General features: G+C 63.9%; 17 protein-coding genes, 1 tRNA gene and 2 rRNA genes (1 of these 20 running past the window's edge). 3 read left to right on the top strand and 17 right to left on the bottom strand.

The window, feature by feature from the left end:
* Window position 1: 1 nt before the first annotated feature.
* The 5 genes from P9230_RS15745 to P9230_RS15725 all read right to left on the bottom strand — a co-directional run bounded on the left by P9230_RS15745 (window position 2) and on the right by P9230_RS15725 (window position 4,805).
* Window positions 2-763 carry a glucose 1-dehydrogenase gene (locus P9230_RS15745; RefSeq protein ID WP_095823547.1) on the bottom strand — a complete coding sequence of 254 codons (762 nt, stop codon included), beginning with the start codon at window positions 761-763 and terminating at the stop codon, window positions 2-4.
* 11 nt (window positions 764-774) lie between these two features.
* The gene (locus P9230_RS15740) at window positions 775-1,587 is read right to left on the bottom strand and encodes an ABC transporter permease (protein ID WP_127335397.1); all 813 of its coding nucleotides are present in this window, start codon (window positions 1,585-1,587) and stop codon (window positions 775-777) included.
* Window positions 1,587-2,450 (bottom strand): ABC transporter permease, encoded by an 864-nt coding sequence (locus P9230_RS15735; RefSeq protein ID WP_095823603.1) that lies wholly within the window; start codon window positions 2,448-2,450, stop codon window positions 1,587-1,589. The genes P9230_RS15740 and P9230_RS15735 overlap by 1 nt, the downstream gene beginning before the upstream one ends.
* 74 nt (window positions 2,451-2,524) lie before the next feature.
* Window positions 2,525-3,688: a spermidine/putrescine ABC transporter substrate-binding protein gene (locus P9230_RS15730; RefSeq protein ID WP_095800622.1), complete on the bottom strand. Its 1,164-nt coding sequence runs from the start codon at window positions 3,686-3,688 to the stop codon at window positions 2,525-2,527.
* Window positions 3,669-4,805 carry an ABC transporter ATP-binding protein gene (locus P9230_RS15725; protein ID WP_278119822.1) on the bottom strand — a complete coding sequence of 379 codons (1,137 nt, stop codon included), beginning with the start codon at window positions 4,803-4,805 and terminating at the stop codon, window positions 3,669-3,671. The genes P9230_RS15730 and P9230_RS15725 overlap by 20 nt, the downstream gene beginning before the upstream one ends.
* A gap of 119 nt (window positions 4,806-4,924) precedes the next feature.
* On the opposite strand from P9230_RS15725, the gene P9230_RS15720 reads away from it, so the two are divergent.
* From P9230_RS15720 to P9230_RS15710, 3 genes are all read left to right on the top strand, one after another.
* The gene (locus tag P9230_RS15720; RefSeq protein ID WP_278119820.1) at window positions 4,925-5,734 is read left to right on the top strand and encodes a helix-turn-helix transcriptional regulator; all 810 of its coding nucleotides are present in this window, start codon (window positions 4,925-4,927) and stop codon (window positions 5,732-5,734) included.
* A gap of 204 nt (window positions 5,735-5,938) precedes the next feature.
* The gene (locus P9230_RS15715; protein ID WP_066990043.1) at window positions 5,939-6,637 is read left to right on the top strand and encodes a GntR family transcriptional regulator; all 699 of its coding nucleotides are present in this window, start codon (window positions 5,939-5,941) and stop codon (window positions 6,635-6,637) included.
* Between the two features lie 289 nt (window positions 6,638-6,926).
* Window positions 6,927-8,282, top strand: a complete 1,356-nt coding sequence (locus P9230_RS15710; RefSeq protein WP_278119817.1) for a glutamine synthetase family protein — start codon at window positions 6,927-6,929, stop codon at window positions 8,280-8,282.
* A gap of 12 nt (window positions 8,283-8,294) precedes the next feature.
* On the opposite strand, the gene P9230_RS15705 is transcribed toward P9230_RS15710, so the two are convergent.
* The 12 genes from P9230_RS15705 to P9230_RS15650 all read right to left on the bottom strand — a co-directional run.
* Window positions 8,295-9,284, bottom strand: a complete 990-nt coding sequence (locus P9230_RS15705) for an ABC transporter permease (RefSeq protein ID WP_082953629.1) — start codon at window positions 9,282-9,284, stop codon at window positions 8,295-8,297.
* The gene (locus P9230_RS15700) at window positions 9,281-10,801 is read right to left on the bottom strand and encodes a sugar ABC transporter ATP-binding protein (RefSeq protein WP_278119815.1); all 1,521 of its coding nucleotides are present in this window, start codon (window positions 10,799-10,801) and stop codon (window positions 9,281-9,283) included. Before P9230_RS15700 ends, P9230_RS15705 begins: the two co-directional genes overlap by 4 nt.
* Window positions 10,802-10,865: 64 nt before the next feature.
* The gene (locus P9230_RS15695) at window positions 10,866-11,858 is read right to left on the bottom strand and encodes a substrate-binding domain-containing protein (RefSeq protein ID WP_082953661.1); all 993 of its coding nucleotides are present in this window, start codon (window positions 11,856-11,858) and stop codon (window positions 10,866-10,868) included.
* A gap of 84 nt (window positions 11,859-11,942) precedes the next feature.
* Entirely contained in the window at window positions 11,943-12,719 is a 777-nt protein-coding gene (locus tag P9230_RS15690; protein WP_278119813.1) for an SDR family oxidoreductase, read from the bottom strand.
* A 2-nt stretch (window positions 12,720-12,721) separates the two neighbouring features.
* The gene (gene dgoD, locus P9230_RS15685; protein WP_278120035.1) at window positions 12,722-13,885 is read right to left on the bottom strand and encodes a galactonate dehydratase; all 1,164 of its coding nucleotides are present in this window, start codon (window positions 13,883-13,885) and stop codon (window positions 12,722-12,724) included.
* A 90-nt stretch (window positions 13,886-13,975) separates the two neighbouring features.
* A complete protein-coding gene (locus P9230_RS15680; protein WP_082953630.1) occupies window positions 13,976-14,719 on the bottom strand; it encodes a FadR/GntR family transcriptional regulator in 744 nt (247 codons plus the stop codon).
* A gap of 169 nt (window positions 14,720-14,888) precedes the next feature.
* Window positions 14,889-15,530: a ThuA domain-containing protein gene (locus tag P9230_RS15675; RefSeq protein WP_067319633.1), complete on the bottom strand. Its 642-nt coding sequence runs from the start codon at window positions 15,528-15,530 to the stop codon at window positions 14,889-14,891.
* A gap of 166 nt (window positions 15,531-15,696) precedes the next feature.
* Complete coding sequence (locus P9230_RS15670) at window positions 15,697-16,896, bottom strand: acetate/propionate family kinase (RefSeq protein WP_278119811.1); 1,200 nt, start codon at window positions 16,894-16,896, stop codon at window positions 15,697-15,699.
* A 59-nt stretch (window positions 16,897-16,955) separates the two neighbouring features.
* Window positions 16,956-19,337 (bottom strand): phosphoketolase family protein, encoded by a 2,382-nt coding sequence (locus P9230_RS15665; protein ID WP_278119809.1) that lies wholly within the window; start codon window positions 19,335-19,337, stop codon window positions 16,956-16,958.
* A 572-nt stretch (window positions 19,338-19,909) separates the two neighbouring features.
* A tRNA-Met gene (locus P9230_RS15660) sits at window positions 19,910-19,986 on the bottom strand.
* Window positions 19,987-20,196: 210 nt separating this feature from the next.
* Window positions 20,197-20,311, bottom strand: a 5S ribosomal RNA gene (gene rrf / locus P9230_RS15655).
* Between the two features lie 225 nt (window positions 20,312-20,536).
* Window positions 20,537-22,116, bottom strand: a 23S ribosomal RNA gene (locus P9230_RS15650) (it continues 1,349 nt past the right edge of the window).

Genomic DNA, 22,116 nt, shown 5'->3' with positions numbered 1-22,116 from the left:
CTCAGCCGATGCTTTCGCCGCCGTCGACGACCAGCGCCTGGCCGGTCATGAAGGACGAGCGGTCGGAGACCAGGAACAGGATTGCTTCGGCGATTTCCTGCGCGCTCGCCCAGCGCCCCATCGGGATCTTGGTCCGGACATAGTTTTCGATCGCGTTGCGTCCGCCCATCTGGGTGATGAACGGCTCGTTGAACGGCGTGTCGACCCAGCCCGGACAGAGCGCGTTGATGCGCACATTGTGCTTGGCGTAGTCGAGCGACATCTGCCTGGTCATCGCCACCACCGCATGCTTGGACGTAGCATAGGCGATCATCTCGCGATCGTAGAAGACGCCGGAATTGGACGCAGTGTTGAGTATGACGCCGCCGCCCTGCGCGATCATCGCCGGCATGACGGTCTTCGCCGCGAGGAACTGCGCCCGCACATTGATCCGCCACGACGCATCCATGCCGTCGGTGCTGACTTCCGTCAGCGTGCCGCCGACCTGGATGCCGGCATGGCTGTGCAGGATATCGATCCGGCCGTGCTTGCCGAGCGTTCCCGCTATGAGGTCCTCGACCGCCGTGTCGTTGGCGACATCAGTCGCAACCGCTTCGGCCCGGCCGCGGGCTGCGCGGATAGCGGCCGCCGTGGCCTCGCCTGCCGCCGGATCCCGGTCGGCGATCACCACGACAGCCCCTTCCCGCGCCATGATCATGGCGCCGGCGCGCCCGATGCCCGACCCGGCGCCCGTCACCACGGCGATGCGATCTTTCAAAATCATGGATCTGTCTTTCACGGCAATGGTTTTCGTCGGCCGAGCTGCCATTGCGCGAGCAGGACGAGCAGCACCGAGGCGGCGAGCACGATCGTCGCGATGGCGTTGATCTCCGGCGTCACGCCGCGTCGGATCGAGGCAAAGACATAGATCGGCAAGGTCGTCTGCGCGCCGGCGACGAAGAAGGCGATGATGAAGTCGTCGAAGGAGAAGGTGAAGGCGAGCAGGAAGCCGGCGATCACCGCCGGCATGATCTGCGGCAGCACGATCGAGCGGAACGTCGTCAGCGGTGTTGCATAGAGATCGCTCGAGGCCTCGACCAGGTTGCGGTCGAGGCTGCTGAGCCGCGTGCCGACGATCATCGTCACCAGCGCCATCGAGAACAGGCCGTGCGCGGCGATGATCGAGCCGTAGCCGAGCGCCAGGCGCGGCGGCTGGTCGGTCGGCCAAACCGAAGCGAGGAACGGATTGACGACGGCGAAGAGCTGCACCAGGGCCACCAGCGTCGAAATGCCAATGACGACGCCCGGCACAACGATCGCGGCACCCAGCAACGCGTCGAACACGCCCCTTGTCCGCGCGCCGACACGCTGCAGCCCGAGCGCCGCGGCCGTGCCGCAGAAAGCCGCGAGCAGCGCGCTGGTGGTCGCGATGAACAGGCTGTTCTTCAGCGCCTCGACCAGGAACGGGTTCGACAGCGCTTTGCCGTACCATTGCTCGGAGAAGCCGGTGAACTCGCTGGCGTGATGGCCGGCATTGAACGAGAACAGCACGACCAGCGCGATCGGCAGATAAAGGAAGGCAAAGACGGCAACGACGAAGGCGCGCATCAGATTAGGTCCACGCGGCGGGCGCCCGAAAGCCGGGTCGAGAGGCGGTTGGCGATGATCAGCACCACGACCGAGACCAGCACCAGCGTGATGGCAATCGCCGATCCGAACGGCCAGTTGCGTGACTGCAAGAAGAGGTCGACCAAGGCGTTGCCGATGAAGAACACCTTGCCGCCGCCAAGCAGCGTCGGGATCAGATACTCGCCGAGCAGCAGGATCATCACCAGCGAGAAGCCGGTCATCACGCCCGGCAGCGACAGCCGGAGCGTGACGCCGAGGAAGGTCGATAGCGGCGTAGCACCCAGATCGGCGGACGCCTCGAGCAGCCGCCGGTCGAGCCGTTCGAGGCTGACATAAATCGGCAGGATCATCAGCGGAAGATAGCCATAGACGATGCCGAGCAGCACGGCGCCAGGCGTGTTGATCAGCCTGAGATCCTCGATGCCTATATAGGCGAGCAGGGCGGGAATGCCGCGCCCGCCAAGGATGTACATCCAGGCATAGGTGCGCATCAGAAGGCTGGTCCAGAACGGGATGACGATCAGCGCGAGCAGGATCAACCGCCAGCGCTGCGGCGCGCGCAGCGCCAGGTAATAGGCGACGGGATAGGCAACGAGGAGGCAGGCCAGCGCGCCGACCGGCGCCAGCACCATCGTGTTCCAGAAGGCGGTCGCCCGTGCCGGCAGGTTGGCATATTGAGCGAAGGTGAACGCTGCCTGGTAGCCGCCCTCGGGTGCCCGCTCACCGACGCTGAAGACGGCGATGGCGACGAACGGCAAGACTAGGAACACGACGAGCCACAGCGTCGCCGGAGCGAGCAGTAGGGCGGTCAGGAGATTTTTGCGAAGGAGACTGCCGCGCATTGAAAAAGCCGCTTCGGCGCCGGCGGGCCTCTGCCCGCCGGCGGTAAGAACTTGACCGGAGTTGATGCCCTGATTCACGCGGCCTTGAAGCGCGCCATCAGCTCGGCGCGGCCCGGATCGGTGAGCGTCGCGGCGGCGCCGAACTCGAGCGGCTTCAGAAGCTCGGCGGCCGGATAGAGGATCGGGTTCTCGAGCACCTCCTTCGGCAGCAGCGCATTGACCCGCGCGTCGGTCGAAGGCGCGCCATTGGCCAGATGCTCCTTGACGGCGACCTTCGGGTTCATCAGGTAGTTGAGCAGCGCATAGCCGGCCGGCTTGTTCGGCGCGTCCTTCGGGATGGCGTAGAAGTCGGTCCAGATCTCGCCGCCCTCCTTGCCGAGCACATAGGCGATCTCAGGAATATCGCGATGAAGCTGCGCGCCGTCATTGGTCCAGCACATCGTCATCCAGGCGTCGCCCGAGCGCATCGACGGCTGATAGTCGCTCGACACCGCGAAGAGATGCGGCTTGACTTTGAGCAGCAGTTCCTCGGCCTTGGCGAGCTCGTCCTGCTTCAGCGAGTTGAACGAGTAGCCGTGATATTTCAGCGCATTGCCGATCGTGGTCAGCTGGTAGTCATGCACCATGGTGCGGCCGTCGCCTTCCGCCATGGCCGTGTCCCAGAATTCCTTCCAGCTCGACATCGGCTTGGCGAGCTTCTTGGTGTTGACGGCAAAGCCGGTCGTGCCCCAGTTCTTCGGCACGGCGTAGATCGTGCCGTCGATCGTGCCTTCCGCGGTGAAGCGGGCATCTTCCTTGCTGCCGTCGAAATTGCCGAGCTTGGCCATGTCCAGCGGCTCGATGATGCCGAGCTTCTTATAGGTCGAGATGGTGTAGTTGGTCGGCACGAACAGGCTCCAGCCCGAGCCGCCGGCCTGCAGCTTGGCCAGCATCTCTTCGTTCGAACCGAAGACGTTGACCTCGACGGCCACGCCCGTCTCGGCCTTGAAGTTCTCGAAGGTCTGCGGGTCGTGATAGTTCGGCCAGGTGGCGATAGACATGCGGTCGCCGAGGTTCTCGGCAGCAAAGGCCGGTGTCGGCCTGATGCCGAGCTCGCGCGCCATCACCGCGGTCGCGACACCGAGGCCGGTGAGGCCGAGGAAGTCGCGCCGGCTGATCGAGCCGCGCTTCAGGCGCATCAATTGGTCGACGAATTTTTCGGGGCTTATCGGCAGTCCGTCACGATAGGATTTTGACATGTTGGTCTTCCCTCTGGTTGGTCCCGTTGTTCTTAGGTTGCGGAAACGCCAGCGGCGCTCCGGCGGCGAAGCCGATGGCGACGGGTTCGCCCGGCTTGAAAAGGTTGCCCCGGCCAGTCACGTGATCGGCCTTGGTAAGCAATGATCCAATGCCCTGCACTTCGATCGCGTATTCCGCGGTCGAGCCAAGAAAGATGCGGTTCCGGACAATGCCCTTGAGGCCGCCGCCTCCGGGCGCCGAGAGGCTGAGCGATTCCGGCCGAAGGCTGACGGATACGGCCTCGCCCCGGCTGAGCGGTACCCGCTTGCGCGCCGAAATCACCGTGCCGTCGGCGAGCGCCACATCGACGAGGTCGCCGGAGAGCCCGGCCACCTTGCCGCTGAGCAGATTCGTCTTGCCGACGAAATCGGCAACGAACAGATCGGCCGGCTCGTCATAGATCTCGCTCGGCTGGCCGAGTTGCACCACGCGGCCGCCATTCATGACGCACACGAAGTCGCTCATCGACAGCGCCTCCTCCTGGTCGTGGGTGACCAGAACGAAGGTGATGCCGATTTCGCGCTGCAGGTTCTGCAGCTCGATCTGCATGTCTGTGCGCAGCTTCTTGTCGAGCGCCGCCAGCGGCTCGTCGAGCAGCAGCACCGCAGGCTTGTTGACCAGCGCCCGGGCGAGCGCGACGCGCTGCTGCTGGCCGCCGGAAAGCTCGTGAATCTGGCGGCGTCCGTAGCCCGCAAGCTGCACCATGGCCAACGCCTCACCTGCCTTCAGGCTGATCTCGCGCGACGACAGACGCGGCCTTGCCTGGCGCAGTCCGTAGGAGATGTTCTCCTCGACATCGAGATGCGGAAACAGCGCGTACTGCTGGAACACCATGTTGACCGGACGCCGGTAAGGCGGCGTTCCGGCCATGTCGCGGCCGCGGATCAGCACCTGGCCCTCGCTCGGCTGCTCGAAGCCGCCGATCATGCGCAGGCATGTCGTCTTGCCGCAGCCGGATGGTCCGAGCAGGGCGACGAAGGCCGCGGGCGGGATGGCAAGGTCGATGCCGCTGACCGCCGTGACGGCGCCGTAGCGCTTGGTGACCGCGCGAAACTCGATATCGGGCACTGCAGTCAAGCCACGGGCTCCAGCGACAGCGTGAGGCAATCTTTGCAAAGCTAGCAGAGCCAATGGCGCCTAGTATATACCTCGCGGGTGGTATATTTAATTGATCTTAGCATTTCGAGGGGTATGAATTGAGCGCCTCCCGCAGCGACGACTACAACGCGCTCGGCGCCGTGATTGCCGCGGCGCGCGAGACCGGCGATCATTTCGGCAAGGCGATCGTCGGCTGGCTGCGCGGGCATGTCCGCTTCGATCACTGCGTCGTCTTCGGCTATCGGGGTGCTGCGCGGCCGCCGCTTCTGTTCGAGACCTTCTCGCCGGCCGAAAGCCACATCTTCGTCGCGCTCTATCAGGAAGGGCCCTATCTGCTCGACCCCTTCCATCACGCCGCGGTCGAGCGCAGGGAAGGCTTCTGGCGCATGCGCGAGTTGGCGCCGGACCGCTTCTATGCCAGCGAGTACTACCGCTCGTACTACAGCCAGACCCGGCTCGCCGAGGAGGTCGGCTTCTTCGTTCCGCTGGCCGGCAAGGATGCGCTGGTGCTGTCGCTGATGCGGCTGCGCGCCTCGGGGCCGTTCGGAACAGCCGACGCCAGGCTGTTGCGCGACATGGCTCCCGCGGTGGTCGGCTTCTGCCGACAGCGCTGGCCAGCCTTGCCTGCCGAAGAGACCACGGTTGCGCCGCCGGGCGAAGCCGCGGCGGTGACCAATGAGCTGGATCGCGCCCACATCTGGAAGAGCCTGTCGCTGACCTCGCGCGAGAAACAGGTCGTCGACCTGGTGCTCCAGGGTCACTCGACGGAATCGATCGCCAGGGCGCTCAGGATCGTCCCAGGGACCGTGAAGGTCCATCGCCGCAACATCTATCGCAAGCTCAAGATCAAGTCGCAGGCCGGCCTCTTCGCGCGCTTCGTCGAGATCATCGACGCGCGCATCGGATAGTGCGTCTCCAGCTAACTGGAACCGCTCCACGGCGCGCATGCCCAGGGGCGCCGTTCGGGTCAGGCAGGGAAGGCCGCCCCTGCCTCACTTGCGGCGCCGCGCGTTAACCGTCTATCGTGCGATCGAGGCCGCCGGCCAAGTGTCGTGGTTGCAGACAGAGCGGCTAAACCAGATTTCAGGGACGGACGAAGTAGCGCATAGCCAATGGCCGACAAAACACAATTCGGACTGACTGCCCTCGACACAGTACCGCTGCATGAGAAAGTCTATCTGGAACTGGTGCGGGCGCTGATGTCGGGTCAGCTCCAGCCCGGCCAGAAGCTGACCTCGCGCAAGCTCGCCAAGGAGCTCGGCACCAGCGACATGCCTGTGCGCAGCGCCTTCATGCGGCTGCAGGCGCTCAGGGCGCTGAGCCCGATGCCGAACGGCAGCGTCGAGGTGCCGATGATTTCGGCGGACCGTTTCCAGCAGCTCACCGACGTGCGCACGGTCCTGGAAGGCACGGCCACTGAGCTCGCCACCGGCCTCATCAACGGCAACAACCTGCGCGCCATCCGCCGTCATTGCGCCGAACTCACCCAGGCCGCCCGCAGCGGCGACATCGACGACTACCTGCGCAAGAATCACGACTTCAAATTCTCGATATACCGCCACTGCGGCAACGAGCAGATGATCTTCCTGATCGAGACCGTGTGGATGCAGGTGGGCCCCTTCCTCCGCAACCTGCGCATCGGCTTCGAGGACGACCTCGCCGGCATTCTCGGCATCGACTATCATGAAGAGGTCGTGGCGGCGATCGAGGTCCAGGACGGCGAACGAGCCCGCGCGGCCATCGTGCGCGACATCGACGAGGGCGCGACGCACATTCTCAAACAGATCAAGTTTCCTGAATTGCGGCACTAATGCCTCAGCGTAGATCGAGGGATTGCCCTCGGCCATCACGATACCGGCAGCCAGCTCACCGTTGACCGCGCAAATGCCCCCTTGGCTTTCCCCTAGCGGCCAGCTATGTTGCGATCGCAGATCGCAGCTATGGACCCAAAATGCCGCCCGATATCCCAGCTAGTGAATTGAAAAAATGAAGGAACATCGCCTGGAACCATCCGTGGCGACCTTCATAAACTCACAAGCTGTAGAATGGATATCGTAGCCGGAACGGCTGCAGCACCTCCGAAAGAACAGGGGCTGGAAATTGGGCGATGCAATTGCGGACGTTTTGAACTGGCTTGAAAGCAGAAGCGACATCCAGAGCCTGCGGGCCGCGGTGTGCGACCTGAACGGCATCATGCGCGGCAAGCGCATCCCGGTCGAGCAGGCGCGCAAGGCGCTCGAAGGCAAGCTGCGCATGCCTTATTCGCTGATCGGGCTCGACATCTGGGGAGAGGACATCGAAGGCAACGCCCAGGTTTTCTCGACCGGTGACGCCGACGGGCTTTGCCATTGGACCGGACGCGGCATCCTGCCCGTCAACTGGACGGCGTATCCGACGGCGCTTTTGCCCCTGTGGCTCGCCGACGAGGCCGGCGCACCCTATCTCGGCGATCCGCGCCGCGCGCTCGCCCGCATCCTCGACCGCTACGCAGCGCTTGGTCTGACGCCGGTTACCGCGACCGAGCTTGAATTCTATCTCGTCGATCCGACATCGCAGCGTCCGGTCGGTCCTGTCTCGCCGGTCACCGGCCGGCGTCTCGATTCCGATGCGGCGCTTTCGATCGACGAAATCGACGATTTCGAAGGCTTCATCCACGACATCTACGAAGCCTGCCGCATGCAGGGCATTCCGGTCGATACGGCGATCGCCGAGAACGGCGTCGGCCAGTTCGAGATCAACCTCAACCACGTTCCGGATGCCTTGCGCGCCGCGGACGACGCCGTGCTTTTCAAGCGCACGGTCAAGGGCATCGCGCGCAAGCACGGCTTTGCCGCCTGCTTCATGGCCAAGCCCTATGGCGAGCGCGCCGGCAACGGTTTCCATGTTCATTTCAGCGTGCTCGACAAGGACGGCCGCAACATCTTCGACGACGGCAGCGACCAGGGCTCCGACACCATGCGCCACGCCGTCGGCGGCCTGCTCGCGGCCATGGCCGAAAGCACGCTGGTGTTCGCGCCGCATTTCAATTCTTATCGCCGGCTGCGGCCACGGTCCTATGCGCCGACGGCTGTCGCCTGGGGCTACGAAAACCGCATGGTGGCGATCCGCATTCCAGGCGGCCCGTCTGCCGCGCGCCGCATCGAGCATCGCGTTTCCGGGGCCGACGCCAATCCCTATCTGGTGCTGGCGGCGATCCTGGGTGCCGCGCTGATGGGCATCGAGCGGCAGCTGTCGCCTGGCGAGCCGACCGGCGGCGAGGGACAGGGCCTCACGCTTGCCAAGCTGCCGCCTGACTGGGCCTCGGCGATCGCCGCCTTCGAGACCGGCAAGCGCGTCGCCGAAATCTTCCCGGCCGTGCTGCGCGACGCTTTCATCGCCTGCAAACGCCAGGAGTTGAACACCTTCGCGCTCAATGTCAGCGACTTCGAGATCGAGACCTATCTCGAAAGCGTCTAACCCCGCGCGGGGCTATTCTCCCGACCGGGCCCGCTGGCGCTCTTGCACGATGACGGCCAGGATCAGCAGCGCGCCCTTGGCGAGCAGCTGGTAGAAGGTCGGCACGGAGGTCAGGATCATGCCGTTGTTGAGGACGCCGATGATCAGCACCCCTAACATGGCGCCGATGATCGTGCCCTTGCCGCCCTGCAGCGCGCAGCCGCCGAGGATCGCGGCGGTGATAGCCTCGAGCTCCAGCCCCTGGCTGCCGGAGGCGGGCTGTCCGGACATGGTGCGGCTGGCGAGCACCAGACCCGCCACCGCCGCGGCGAAGCCGCTCATCGCATAAATCGAGATCTGGTAGCGGCGGATCGGGATGCCGGCGAGCCGCGCCACCGTCGGATTGCCGCCGAGCGCGTAGATGTTGCGGCCGACGACCGTCTCACGGGTGAAAACGATGAAAGCCGCCATCGCCGCGATCAGCAGCCAGATGGCGAAGGGCAGCCCGAACAGCGTGCCGATGCCCAGCGCGCGCAGGCTGTCGCCGGTGATCGGTATGGAATTGCCGTTGTTCATCAGATAGGCGAGGCCGCGGAAGGCCGACATCGTGCCAAGCGTCGCGATCACCGCATTGACCGGCCCGTAGACGATGATCAGCCCGTTGACTGCGCCTGCCAGCAATCCGGCGAGCAGGCCGGCGAGGATGCCGGCGGGGATCGAGCCGGTTTCCTGGGCGGCGACGGCCAGCACCATCGTGCTCAGGCCGACGATCGACCCGACCGAGATGTCGAGCCCGCCCGATACGATGACGACGGTCTGCGCCATTGCCAGGATGCCGAGAATGGTGACCGCGAGGCCTATGTTGATCAGGTTGCGCGGCGTGAAGAAGACGTCCGGCCTCAACACGCCAAAGATCGCCAGCAGCACGACCAGAGCGATCAGCAGGCTGATGTTTTGCGCGCCGATGCGGCCAAACAGGCTGGCCGGCGCGCGCTCGCGTCCGGCGGTCGCGGTATCGGTCACGACACCCTCCTTTCGATTGCTTTCTTGTCCGAGCGCATGGCCAGTGCCAGCACCGCCTCCTCGCTCGCCTCTTGCCACGGCAGCTCGCCACTGATGCGGCCGCTCTGCATGACCAGGACGCGGTCGGCAAGGCCGAGCAGCTCTGGCATCTCCGAGGAGATGAGCAGGATGGCGAGGCCCTGGTCGGCCAGGCTTTCGATGAGCCTGTAGATCTCCGCCTTGGCGCCGACATCGATGCCGCGCGTCGGCTCGTCGAGGATCAGGACCGCCGGCCCCCGTGCCTGCCAGCGCGCGAAGACGACTTTCTGCTGGTTGCCGCCGGACAATTTCCCGACGGCCTGCTCGATCGACGGCGTCTTGACCCGGAGCTCGGCGACATGGCGGGCGACCAGCGCGCGCTCGCGCCTGCGGCTGAAGAAGCCGTAGCGCGACACCTTGTCGGGTACCACGAGGCTGACATTGTCGCGCACCGCCTGCATCAAAAGCAGGGCCTCCTGCTTGCGGTCCTCCGGCACCAGCCCGATTCCGGCGGCAACCGCATCCGCCGGCTCGCGCGGCCTGTAAGGCCGGCCGCCGACGGCCATCCGCCCGGAGAGCAGTGGATCGAGGCCGACGACGGCGCGCGCGACTTCCGTCCGTCCCGCGCCGACCAATCCGCCCAGGCCGACGATCTCGCCTGCCCTGACCTCGAAGCTGATCCCGTCGACGCGGCGTGTCGTGACGCCTTCGAGCGCCAGCCGGACCGGCCCGAGCGCACGCACTTTTCGGTTGAACAGGTCGCTTACCGGCCTGCCGACCATCAGCCGCACCATGCGCTGCTCGTCGAGCGCCGCGATTGGTTCGTCGGCGACGCGGCTGCCGTCGCGCATCACCACGCACCGATCGGCAAGCTCGATGATCTCGCGCAGCCGGTGCGAGATGTAGATCACCGCGACACCATCGGCCTTCAGGCGCCGGATGACGCGGAACAGCCGTTGCGCCTCGTCCTCCGTCAAAGACGAGGTCGGCTCGTCGAAGGCAAGCAGCCGCGCGCCCGGCCGCAGCGCGCGCATGATTTCGATCAGCTGCCTCAGCGCCGGGCTCAGGCCATGGCAGCGCTGCCCGGGCGAAAGCACGTCGACCACGCCAAAGGTGCGCAACAGGTCGAGACTGCGCCTTTCGAGATCAGCGCGGTCGAGAAAAATTGCGCCCCGCGCCTTGATGTCGCCGATGAAGATGTTTTCCGCCACCGTAAGCTCCGGGATGATCTCCGGCTCCTGGTGGATGACGCGGATGCCCGAGCCGTGTGCGGCGCGCGGCGAGCTGAGCTGCACCGGCTGCCCGTCGACCAGAACCCGGCCGCTATCCGGCCGATGCTCGCCCTCCAGCACGCGCATCAGCGTCGACTTGCCGGCGCCGTTCTCGCCGATCAGCGCGGTGATCTCGCCGACGTTGAAAGCGACCGACACGTCGCGCAGCGCCTGCACTGCGCCGAAGCGCTTGCTGACGCCTTCGACGGAAACGACGGGCACGGTCATGGGCGGGAGGCTACCTTTGAAGCCGCCCGCCCAAAGGCCATCCGCTCCGAGCCCAAAAGGGAGCCTAGGACTTGCAACCGAGAGTGTCCTTGAACTTGGCGAAGTTCTCGCCGCTGATCAGCGTGGCGTCCTGGAAATAGTCCTTCTGCATCTCCTTGCCGGTGGCTTGGTCGTAGAGCGCCTGGATGGCGGCGGCGCCATGCTTGGCGCTGTCCAGCCACATCGTGCCACGGAAACCCGTCGGCTTGCCGGAACCGAAGGCCTCGCAGGAGCGGGAACCGTCGATGCCGATGCCGATGACGTTCTCCGGCTTCATGCCGGCATTCTCCGTGGCGCGCACGCCGCCGAGCACGCCGTCGTCATTGCAGGAGTAGAAGATCCACTTCTCGGCGTCCGGATTGGCCGTCAGCGTCGTCGACACGACATCGATCGAGTTGACCATCGTGTTGTCGTAGGGAATCGAGACGATGCGCGACTTGATCTCCGGGATCGCCGCGACCAGCGCTTCCTCCGCGCCCTTGTTGCGGCGCATGCAGGTGTCGGCCTTCTGGTCCTCGATCGAGCCGACGCGAACCTTGGAGAGGTCCTTGTCCCAGCCTTCGGCCTTGACGATGCGGGCAATCTCGCCGCCGACCTGCTTGCCGATGTTGAGCGCGTTCATGCCAACATAAGCGACCGGCGTGCCGTCGGCGAAGGCGATGTCGTCGTCGACAGCAATCAGGCCGATCTTGGCGGCCTTTGCTTTGTCGGCGACGACCGGGCCGAGCGAGCGGTCCGGCACCACCACGGCGATGCCCTTGACGCCGTCGCCGACATAGGTGTCGAAGGTGGTCACGGCGAGGTTGGCGTCGAACTGAACGTCCTGGACAAGCAGGTCGACGCCGAGCTCGGCGGCCTTGTCCTTGGCGCCCTTCACCTCGCGGACGAACCAGGGATGGTCGCCCATCTTGTTGATATAGCCGAACTTCATCTTGTCCTGCGCGCCGGCGCCGTGGACCGTCAGCGCGACGGCTGCGGTCGCGGCCACAGCAAGCCACGTCCTGATCATGCGTTTCATGGTTTCCTCCTCAATATCGATCCCGGCCGGCGGGAGTCTTTTTGCTTGAAGACGTTTCCGGCGACCGGCCGCCGGTGCGAAACCTCATTCGTGGTAGAGAACCGAGCGCCCGCCATCGATGACGATGCAGGCCGCGTTGATGAACGGGGCCTCGTCGGAGCCGAGGAAGACGGCAGTCATCGCCACCTCCTCCGGCCGCCCGATGCGGCGCGGCGGGTGCAGGTCGTAGGTGCGCTGGCGCTCCGCCTGCGGATCAGGAAAGGTGTTCCAGTAGTCGACCGCGATCTGCGTCTCGATGTAGCCGGGTGCGATCGCGTTTACGCGGACGCCCTCGGCCGCGTATTGAATGCCGAGCGATCGAACCAGGCCGAGCAGTCCGTGCTTGGCAACCGGATAGGGGAAGGTCGAGGGGATGATCGCGAAAGAATGGCAGGAAGCGATGGCCACGATCGAACCCTGCGTCTGAGCCCGCATCGCCGGCAGCACGGCGCGCGCCGAATACCACACCCCGTCGAGATCGACGGCAAAGCAGCGCCGCCATTCCTCTTCCGTGGTTTCCAGCGGTTCGTGGAAAACGTTGATGCCGGCATTGGCGACCAGCACGTCGATGCGGCCGAAGGCGGCAACCGCTTGCTCGGCCATCGCTTTGCAGGATGCGATATCGGCGACGTCGGTCTCTACGAACAGCGCCCGAGCGCCGGCTTCGTCCAGCGACCCGGCAACGCTCTTTCCGCTGAACGCATCCTTTTCGGCCACGACGATCGCCGCACCCTCGGCGGCCATCGCGCGCGCCGTCGCCTCGCCGATGCCGCGCCCGGCGCCGGTGACAATCACCACCTTGTCCTTCAGACGCCCGGCCATGGTCACCAGTCCACGATGGTGCCGTCGGCAAGGACGGCATTGGTGGTGTGCATGACCTCCGGCCTGTAGGGATGCCGGTCGGCGACCGCTTCGTCGACCTCGACGCCGAGCCCGGGCGCATCCGGCACCTGCCAGCAGCCGTCGATCATGCGGATCGGCCCCTTCACCACCTCGAAATACCAGGGCACGGCACCGACCATCTCTTCCTGGATCAGGTGGTTGGGCGTGGAGACCGCGAAATGCAGCGCCGCAGCGCCGGCGATCGGACCGAGCGGATTGTGCGGCGCCACACCGACCGAGACCGCCTCGGCCATGGCGGCGATTTTCTTCGCCTCGAGCAGGCCGCCGCAGTGGCAGATGTCCGGCTGCACGATGTCGACCGCCCTTGCCCTGAAAAGGTCGTCGAATTCGGGACGATCGATCAGCCGCTCGCCGGTGGCGATCGGCACGCGCGATTTGGCGACGAGCTGCGCCAGCGCGCCGGTCTCGCCCGGCGGCAGCGGCTCTTCGACGAACATCGGTCGGTAGGGCGCAAGCGCGTCGATATAGGCGAGCGCGGTGGAGGCCGAGGCGGGACGGCCGTGGAAATCGACCATGATCTCGACTTCGGGACCGACTGTCTTGCGCAGCGCCTCCATTAGGCGGCCGACCTTGTCGACCTCGACGAGCGGCGCATGATAGTGGCTGTAGGGGATGAAGACGGCCTTCAGCGCGCGATAGCCCGTGGCAACCACTTCGGAGGCGCGCCGCACCAACGGCTCGGTCTCCAACGTCTCGTAGACGGCGCGCATGTCGCCGAGGCCGAGATGCGTGTAGACCTTGACCCGGTCGCGCACCTTGCCGCCGAGCAAGCGCCAGACCGGCTGATCGAGCCATTTGCCAAAAATGTCCCAGAGCGCCAGCTCGACGCCGGAAACCGCCGACATGCCGATGACGCCGAGCCGCCAGAACGAGTGCTTTTTGAGGATGCGCACCGCCTGCTCGATGTCGCGCGGGTCGCGGCCGACCAGAAGCGGCGCGAGGTCGTTGACGGCGCCGACGACGGCCTGGGTCTTCCATTCCAGCGTCGCCTCGCCCCAACCGTAGAGGCCCGGCTGGTCGGTCTCGACACGCACGAACACCCAGTTGCGCATATCCGCGTTCACGACGCGCGTGGTGATGGCCACGATCCTCAAGCGCAACTCCTCCCATGACGCTAATTAGATCATATGAAATTGGAATATCATATGATAAAAAATGGCGTCAAGCCGGAAACGTCACCCTCTGGCGTGAAGATCGTCGGCGGCGATGTCAAGCAGCCTGTTCATGGCGCCGCGGGCGCCGGCGGTATCGCGGACGCGGATCGCCTCCAGCACCGCGACATGCGCCGACAGCGCGCGCGATTGCGCCTCCATCAACGGATTGGTGACCAGGAAGGTGGCGCGCAGGGCAGCTTCCAGCATGCCAACCAGCCCCTTGAGCACGACATTATGGCTGGCGGCGATGACGCCCTTGTGGAAGGCAAGGTCCGCCTGGCAGACCGCGTTGAGGTCGCCCGGGATATTGTCGCGCATGCCGACGACCGCGCGTTCGATTTCGGCGAGATCGGCGGCGCTGGCGCGCCTTGCCGCAAGCTCGGCCGCCGCCGGCTCAAAGATGCGGCGCGCCTCGAGCAGGCCGGAAACCAGCTCCTCGTCATCCTGGATGGAAGGGTGCCAGCCGAGCACCACCGGGTCGAGCAGGCGCCAGCTGTCGCGCGGCAGCACGCGCACGCCCGCCCGCCGCCTGGCCTCGACAAGACCTTTCGCCGACAGCACCTTGACCGCTTCCCGAACCGAGGTGCGGCTGACGCCCAGCATGGCGCAGAGCTCCTCCTCGCGCGGCAAGGCTGCACCGGGAGCATAGTCGCCGCCCAGGATGCGGCTGCCCAGCACGCTGACGACGGCGTTGTGCACGCTTGCGCCGCCCTGGTCGACCGAAGGCATCCACCCGGTTGCGTCCGAAGGAACGATATTTTCCACGCAATCCTCTCCCGATAGAGCAAGTTGCTGCCGGCAGTTGTATGAAAGCTTACGTCTTATGTAAATCACTCATTCATACGATCTGTCATGATCATAGGAGCGGGTCGGTGATGCTTTCGGTTCGGGAAATCCGGCCGCCACCGGCGTCAGCCCGCACCGACGGGCGCGCTCAGCGCGCCGCCCACACAAGTCCGCGGCGCAGGATGGTGCGCATCTGCGGCACCTCGAATTCCTTGGCCGCGTGGCCGAGCGACGAATAGAACACCCGCCCTTTGCCGTGCCGGCGCCTCCAAACCACGGGCATGACAACGCCGGCGATCCACGGCGCGTGCTCGCCCGAGAAGGTGGTGGTCGCCAGCACGTCGTTCGATGGATCGACATGCATGTAATATTGCTCGGAGCGGTATTGGAAATCGTCGATGCCTGCCACGATCGGGTCGTCGCGCCGCACGATATTCACACGATAGTCGATGATGTTGCCGGGATGGGCAACCCACTGGCCGCCGCACATGAACTGGTAGTCCGTCGATTCGCGAAACGCGTCGCCCATGCCGCCGTGATAGCCGCCGAGGCCGACGCCGTTTTCGACCGCTTTGGTGAGGTTCGCCTCTTCGGCCTTGGCGAGCTTGGACATGGTGTAGATCGGCACGATCAGGCTGAGGTCGGCGATCGCCGGGTCGGCGAACACCGCGGTCGTATTTTCCAAGCGCACGGCAAAGCCTTCCTCCTCAAGCATCGCTTTGAGGAGGCGCGCCCCGGCTTCGGGTTCATGCCCTTCCCAGCCGCCCCATACGATCAGTGCCTGCCGCATCTTCCGCTCCTTATGCATTTGGCCGCGCGGCCGGATATAGGGCAGCGAGGCGCCGGGCTGACCATCGCCGAGTCGAGCTTGAAGGGAAAGTGACGCGAACGAAAACGGCCCGCGCGACGCCCGATCGCCCGACGCTCGTCCTGGTTCAGCGGAAGCTCTGCGCCAGTTACCGAGCTGATCCCTGCGATCCTGCCGCGGGGTCGAAGTCGAGGAGCTGCGTGGCCACGGCACGTTCCTCGTCGGCCGGAATGACAAGAACATCGACGCTGGACTCTCGCGCGCTGACCAGCGCTTCGCCGCTGCGATTTAAACCATGGTCGACCACGACACCAAGCCAGGCAGCAGCCTCGCAGATCTCTTGCCGGATCTGCCATGCATTTTCGCCGATGCCGGCGGTGAACACGAGCGTGTCGAGGCCTCCAAGCGCGGCCGCGAGCGATCCGATCTCACGTCCGGCGCGATAGACGAAGAGCGCGACGGCACGCGCCGCCGCCGGGTCTTTCGACCCAAGCAGCGCCTGCATGTCTCCGGAAATGCCGGATACGCCCAGCAGGCCGGACTGCTCGTAGAGCAATTCGGTCACTCGGTCGGCCGACAGCTTGCGCTCCTGCAGAAGGTGCAGGATCACGCCAGGATCGATGGCGCCGCAACGGGTGCTCATGACGAGGCCGTCAAGCGTCGAAAAACCCATGGTCGTGGCGAGGCTTACTCCTGCCTTCATCGCACACAGGCTCGCGCCGCTGCCGAGATGGGCGGCAATCGTTCGGCCACCGGCAGCGTCGCCGTAGCGCTCGCGGAGCTTCGCTGCGATGTGCCTGTAGGAGAGCCCGTGGAAGCCGTAGGAGACGATGCCCTGTTCCGACATCTCTCGCGGCAAGCCATAGAGCCTGGCAAGCTCCGGCCGCGCCGTGTGAAAGGCCGTATCGAAGCAACCGACCTGCTTGGCTTCGGGCAAAAGCCGACCGGCCAGTTGGACGATCTCCAGGTTGATCGCCTGATGGATCGGTGCGAGCGGCTCAAGCCTATGCAGCGCGTCGAGCGTGCGCTCGTCGAGCAAGGTCGCTTGGGTAAGTTCTTGCCCGCCATGGACGATGCGGTGCCCGACCGTGCCGATCCGGCGCAAAAGAGCGTGATCCTCGAGATAGGAAACTATGGCCTCGAACGCCTTTGCTATCCCGATCGGTTCGTCCCCCAGGCTCCTGTCGATTTCGCGTGACAATTCTGAGGGCGCGACATGCAATCGTGGATGATGTCCGATCGACGACACGCTGCCGCGCACCAGCAGGTGAAGCTCGTCTTGCTGCTGAAACACGGCGAACTTCAGGCTTGAGGAGCCGCCGTTGAGGACGAGAATGGCATCGGTCATGGTCGGCCGGTCCCGGCCAATCGTGCGCTCGTCCATTTGGCCTGGCGCTTCGGCATCGACTACTGCTCCCATTTCCAGCCGAGGACCTCGGGCATGTCCTGCCCATGCTCGCGGATATAGGCCCGGTGCTCGATCAGCTTGCCTTCCATCGCCTGCTTCAGCCGGATATGCGCGCCGGCCGGGTCGGGAATGCGGTCGAGCACGCCCAAGACGAGATGATAGCGGTCGAGGCCATTGAGGACGGTCATGTCGAAGGGCGTCGTCGTCGTCCCTTCCTCATTGTAGCCGCGCACGTGGATGTTGTCGTGGTTGGTCCGCCGGTAAGTCAGGCGATGGATGGTCCATGGATAGCCGTGATACGCGAAGATGACTGGCTTATCGGCCGTGAAAAACGCGTCGAATTCACGATCCGACAGGCCGTGCGGGTGGTGTTCCTTGGGCTGCAAAGTCATCAGGTCGACTATGTTGACCACCCGCACCTTGAGGCCGGGAACGTGGCGTTTCAGAATTTGGACCGCGGCCAGCGTCTCGAGCGTCGGCACGTCGCCGGCGCAGGCCATCACCACATCCGGCTCTGCCCCGCCGTCGGTCGACGCCCACTCCCATATGCCGATACCGGCCTTGCAGTGGACTTTCGCCTCGGTGATCGACAGCCACTGCCACGAATTGGCTTTGCCGGCGACGATCACGTTGATGCGGTTCCATGTCCGAAGCACATGATCCGTCAAGCAAAGCAGGCTGTTGGCATCCGCCGGCAGATAGACGCGCACGATGTCCGCCTTCTTGTTCAAGGCGACATCGATGAAGCCCGGATCCTGATGGCTGAAGCCATTGTGCTCCTGCTGCCAGACATGGCTCGACAACAAATAGTTCAAGGACGCAATCGGCCGCCGCCACGGCAGCTTGCCGCAGGCATCCAGCCATTTCGCATGCTGGTTAAACATGGAATCGACAATGTGCGTGAAGGCCTCGTAGCAGGAGAACAGGCCGTGCCGGCCGGTAAGCAGGTAGCCTTCCAGCCAGCCCTGACAGGTATGCTCGGACAGGATTTCCAGAACCCTGCCTTCGCGGCCGAGATGCACATCTTCGGGCAGAATCTTTTCCATCCAGGCGCGCTCGGTCACCTCGAAGACGTCCTGCAGCCGGTTCGAAGCCGTCTCGTCGGGACCGACAATGCGGAAGTTTTTGGCGCTTTGGTTCAATGCCATGACGTCGCGCAGGAAACCGCCCATCACACGGGTCGACTCTGCTTTCACGCCGCCGGGCTGCTGGACAGATACGGCATGCTCTTGCAGGCTTGGCAGTTGGAGGGAGCGGCGCAGCAGGCCGCCATTGGCATGCGGATTGGCGCTCATGCGTCTGCCGCCTTGCGGGGCAGTGGCGCGGATCATGGCCACTGGCGCGCCCTCGGCATCGAAAAGCTCTTCGGGCCGATAACTTCTCAGCCACTCCTCGAGCATCTTCAGATGCGCAGGGTTTTCGGCGAGACCGGAGAGCGGAACCTGATGCGCGCGCCAGAATCCTTCGGTCTTCAGCCCGTCGACCTCCTTGGGGCCTGTCCAGCCCTTCGGGCTTCTAAGGATGATCATCGGCCATTTCGGCCGGCCGTCGGCAGTCTCTCCGCCGCTGCGCGCCGCCTGCTGAATTGCCTGGATGCGGTCCAGCGCATCGTCGAGTACGACGGCCATCCGCTCATGCATCAGGGGCGGATCGTCACCCTCGACGAACAGCGGTTCGTAGCCATAGCCGACGAATAGCGCCCGCAATTCTTCGTCAGAGATGCGGGCGAGAATGGTGGGACTGGCGATCTTATAGCCGTTGAGATGGAGGATCGGCAGCACCGCGCCGTCCTGCGCCGGGTTGAGGAACTTGTTACAGTGCCAGGATGTGGCGAGCGGGCCGGTTTCCGCCTCGCCGTCGCCGACGACGCAGGCGACGATAAGATCCGGGTTGTCGAAGGCCGCGCCAAAGGCATGCGAAAGCGCGTAGCCGAGCTCGCCGCCTTCATGGATCGACCCGGGCACATCGGGAGCGGCATGGCTCGGGATGCCTCCCGGAAAGGAAAACTGCCGGAAGAGCGTCCTCATTCCGGCCTCTTCGAGGGAAATATCCGGATTGATCTCGCTATAGGTGCCTTCGAGATAGCTGTTTGCAACCATGGCCGGTCCGCCATGGCCGGGGCCGCAGATGTAAATGACGTTGACATCGCGAAGTCTGATCGCGCGGTTGAGATGCGCGTATATGAAGCTGAGGCCCGGCGAGGTTCCCCAATGCCCAAGCAGCCTGGGCTTGACGTGCGCCAGCCGAAGCGGCTCGCGAAGCAGCGGATTGTCGAGCAGATAGATCTGCCCGACGGTCAGGTAGTTGGCGGCACGCCAGTAGGCATCGATGTCGTGCAGCTCCTGTGCGGACAAGCGATTGGTGCTGGGATGCGTGGTCATTTCCGACTCCTTCGCTGTTCCAAACTCACCCGGCTGAGACACAACGCATGGACGTCGCCGCCGGTTCATGACCGGTCGGCGCCGCGAGCGGGCCCCATTGCGACACGCGGCCCACTGCCAGCACATGAACTGGTAGCGTCGATGCGCGAAACGCGTCCGGCAATGCCGCGTTATAGCCGCCAAGGCCAGCGCCGTTTCGACCGCTTTGGTGAGGTTGGCCTCTTCAGCTTTGCAAGCTTTGCACCATCAGGCCGACTTCGGCACCGCCGGCTCCACGAAGGCCCCGGTGGTGCTTTCCACGCGCACGGCGAAGCTCTCCTCCTCGAGCATCGTTCCGACGACGCACGCCCGGGCGACCATCGCAGCAAAAAGTCGAGTCGAGCTTGAGGGCAATGTAGGGCCGAAACGCAAACGGCCTGCGTTGGCGGGCCGTGGATTGGTGTGGGGGACAGGATTTGGCTTGTCTGCCGGCGCTGCGTCGGTTCGCTGCTTGCGGGCCTGATGACCGCTCACATCAGCCGGCCAGTATGGCCAGATACAAAAACGCCCGCACGAGGCGGGCGTTTTTGGATTGGTTGCGGGGACAGGATTTGAACCTGTGACCTTCAGGTTATGAGCCTGACGAGCTACCGGGCTGCTCCACCCCGCGTCACCATAGAGGTAAGTTTGCGCTTACCGTATTCAAGGGACCGCCCAATGAAAGGGCCGCTTGCGCGGCCCGGGATCCCGTTTGGCGGGCCTAATGCATGTCGCTCAAAAGTGTTAGCGGTTTTGAGGCAACGACATGCATCACAACAATCGCAAGGAGAAGATTTGTCTGCATCCGGATCCGGATGTGAGATGAACGTGCGCTTGGCAGACCTGGCAGCGACCTACTCTCCCGCGTCTTGAGACGAAGTACCATCAGCGCTGGAGCGTTTCACGGCCGAGTTCGGAATGGGATCGGGTGCAGCCGCTCCGCCATAACCACCAGGTCGGCGAAACGCACGTTCAAATCGAGAAGCTGTTCAAGCGCGATCCAAAGGATCGTCGTTTTGTGCCAAGGCGACGTCTGCGTTTTGCCTACGGGCGAAGCCCGCAAGCGCGACTGCGCGTCGCCGGTCGTCCGGCGCCCTCGCGGAGCATAGGCCCGTAAGGGCCGCTCATGCGTGAGCGCAGGCAGACCATCCGACTTTGTCGGATGGATATTAGGAATGAGAACGATCAAGCCGATCGAACTATTAGTACCGGTAAGCTTCAAGCGTTGCCGCTCTTCCACACCCGGCCTATCAACGTGGTCGTCTTCCACGGTTCTCAGGGAATACTCGTTTCAAGGTGGGTTTCCCGCTTAGATGCCTTCAGCGGTTATCCCGTCCGGATATAGCTACCCTGCAATGCGGCTGGCGCCACAACAGGTCCACCAGAGATCCGTCCATCCCGGTCCTCTCGTACTAGGGACAGATCCTTTCAATATTCCTACACCCACGGCAGATAGGGACCGAACTGTCTCACGACGTTCTGAACCCAACTCACGTACCGCTTTAAATGGCGAACAGCCATACCCTTGGGACCTGCTCCAGCCCCAGGATGCGATGAGTCGACATCGAGGTGCCAAACAACCCCGTCGATATGGACTCTTGGGGGTCATCAGCCTGTTATCCCCGGCGTACCTTTTATCCGTTGAGCGATGGCCCTTCCACACGGGACCACCGGATCACTATGACCGACTTTCGTCTCTGCTCGACTTGTCAGTCTCGCAGTCAGGCAGGCTTATGCCATTGCACTCAGCGAACGATTTCCGACCGTTCTGAGCCCACCATCGCGCGCCTCCGTTACTCTTTAGGAGGCGACCGCCCCAGTCAAACTACCCACCATACATTGTCCCGGACCCGGATAACGGGCCGCGGTTAGACATCCATAGTGATAAGGGTGGTATTTCAAGGGTGGCTCCACCTGAGCTGGCGCCCAGGCTTCAAAGCCTACCACCTATCCTACACATGCCACTACGAATGCCAATGTAAAGCTATAGTAAAGGTGCACGGGGTCTTTCCGTCTAACCGCAGGAACCCCGCATCTTCACGGGGAATTCAATTTCACTGAGTCTATGCTGGAGACAGCGGGGAAGTCGTTACGCCATTCGTGCAGGTCGGAACTTACCCGACAAGGAATTTCGCTACCTTAGGACCGTTATAGTTACGGCCGCCGTTTACTGGGGCTTCGATTCAGAGCTTGCACCCCTCCTCTTAACCTTCCAGCACCGGGCAGGCGTCAGACCCTATACGTCGTCTTGCGACTTCGCAGAGCCCTGTGTTTTTGATAAACAGTCGCTACCCCCTGGTCTGTGCCACCCTCCTCTGCTTGCGCAAAAAAGGGTCACGCTTCTTCCGAAGTTACGCGTGCAATTTGCCGAGTTCCTTCAGCATAGTTCTCTCAAGCGCCTTGGTATACTCTACCAGACCACCAGTGTCGGTTTCGGGTACGGTCTATAAGGAGGAGCTATTTCCTGGAACCACTCCGCTGCCCTTTCAATCCGATAAGATTGGACAACTTGTGTGATCCGTCACTACCTCCAGGCTCACGAATATTAACGTGATTCCCATCGACTACGCGTTTCCGCCTCGTCTTAGGGGCCGGCTAACCCTGCTCAGATTAACTTTAAGCAGGAACCCTTGGTCTTTCGGCGGGGGAGTCTCTCACTCCCCTTACGTTACTCATGTCAGCATTCGCACTTCTGATACCTCCACCGCCCCTCACGGGTACGGCTTCACTGGCTTACAGAACGCTCCGCTACCGCTCGTGA

The organism is Mesorhizobium sp. WSM4887 (genome assembly GCF_029625865.1).
Lineage (GTDB): Bacteria > Pseudomonadota > Alphaproteobacteria > Rhizobiales > Rhizobiaceae > Mesorhizobium.
This window is presented reverse-complemented; position numbering and strand designations above follow the sequence as displayed.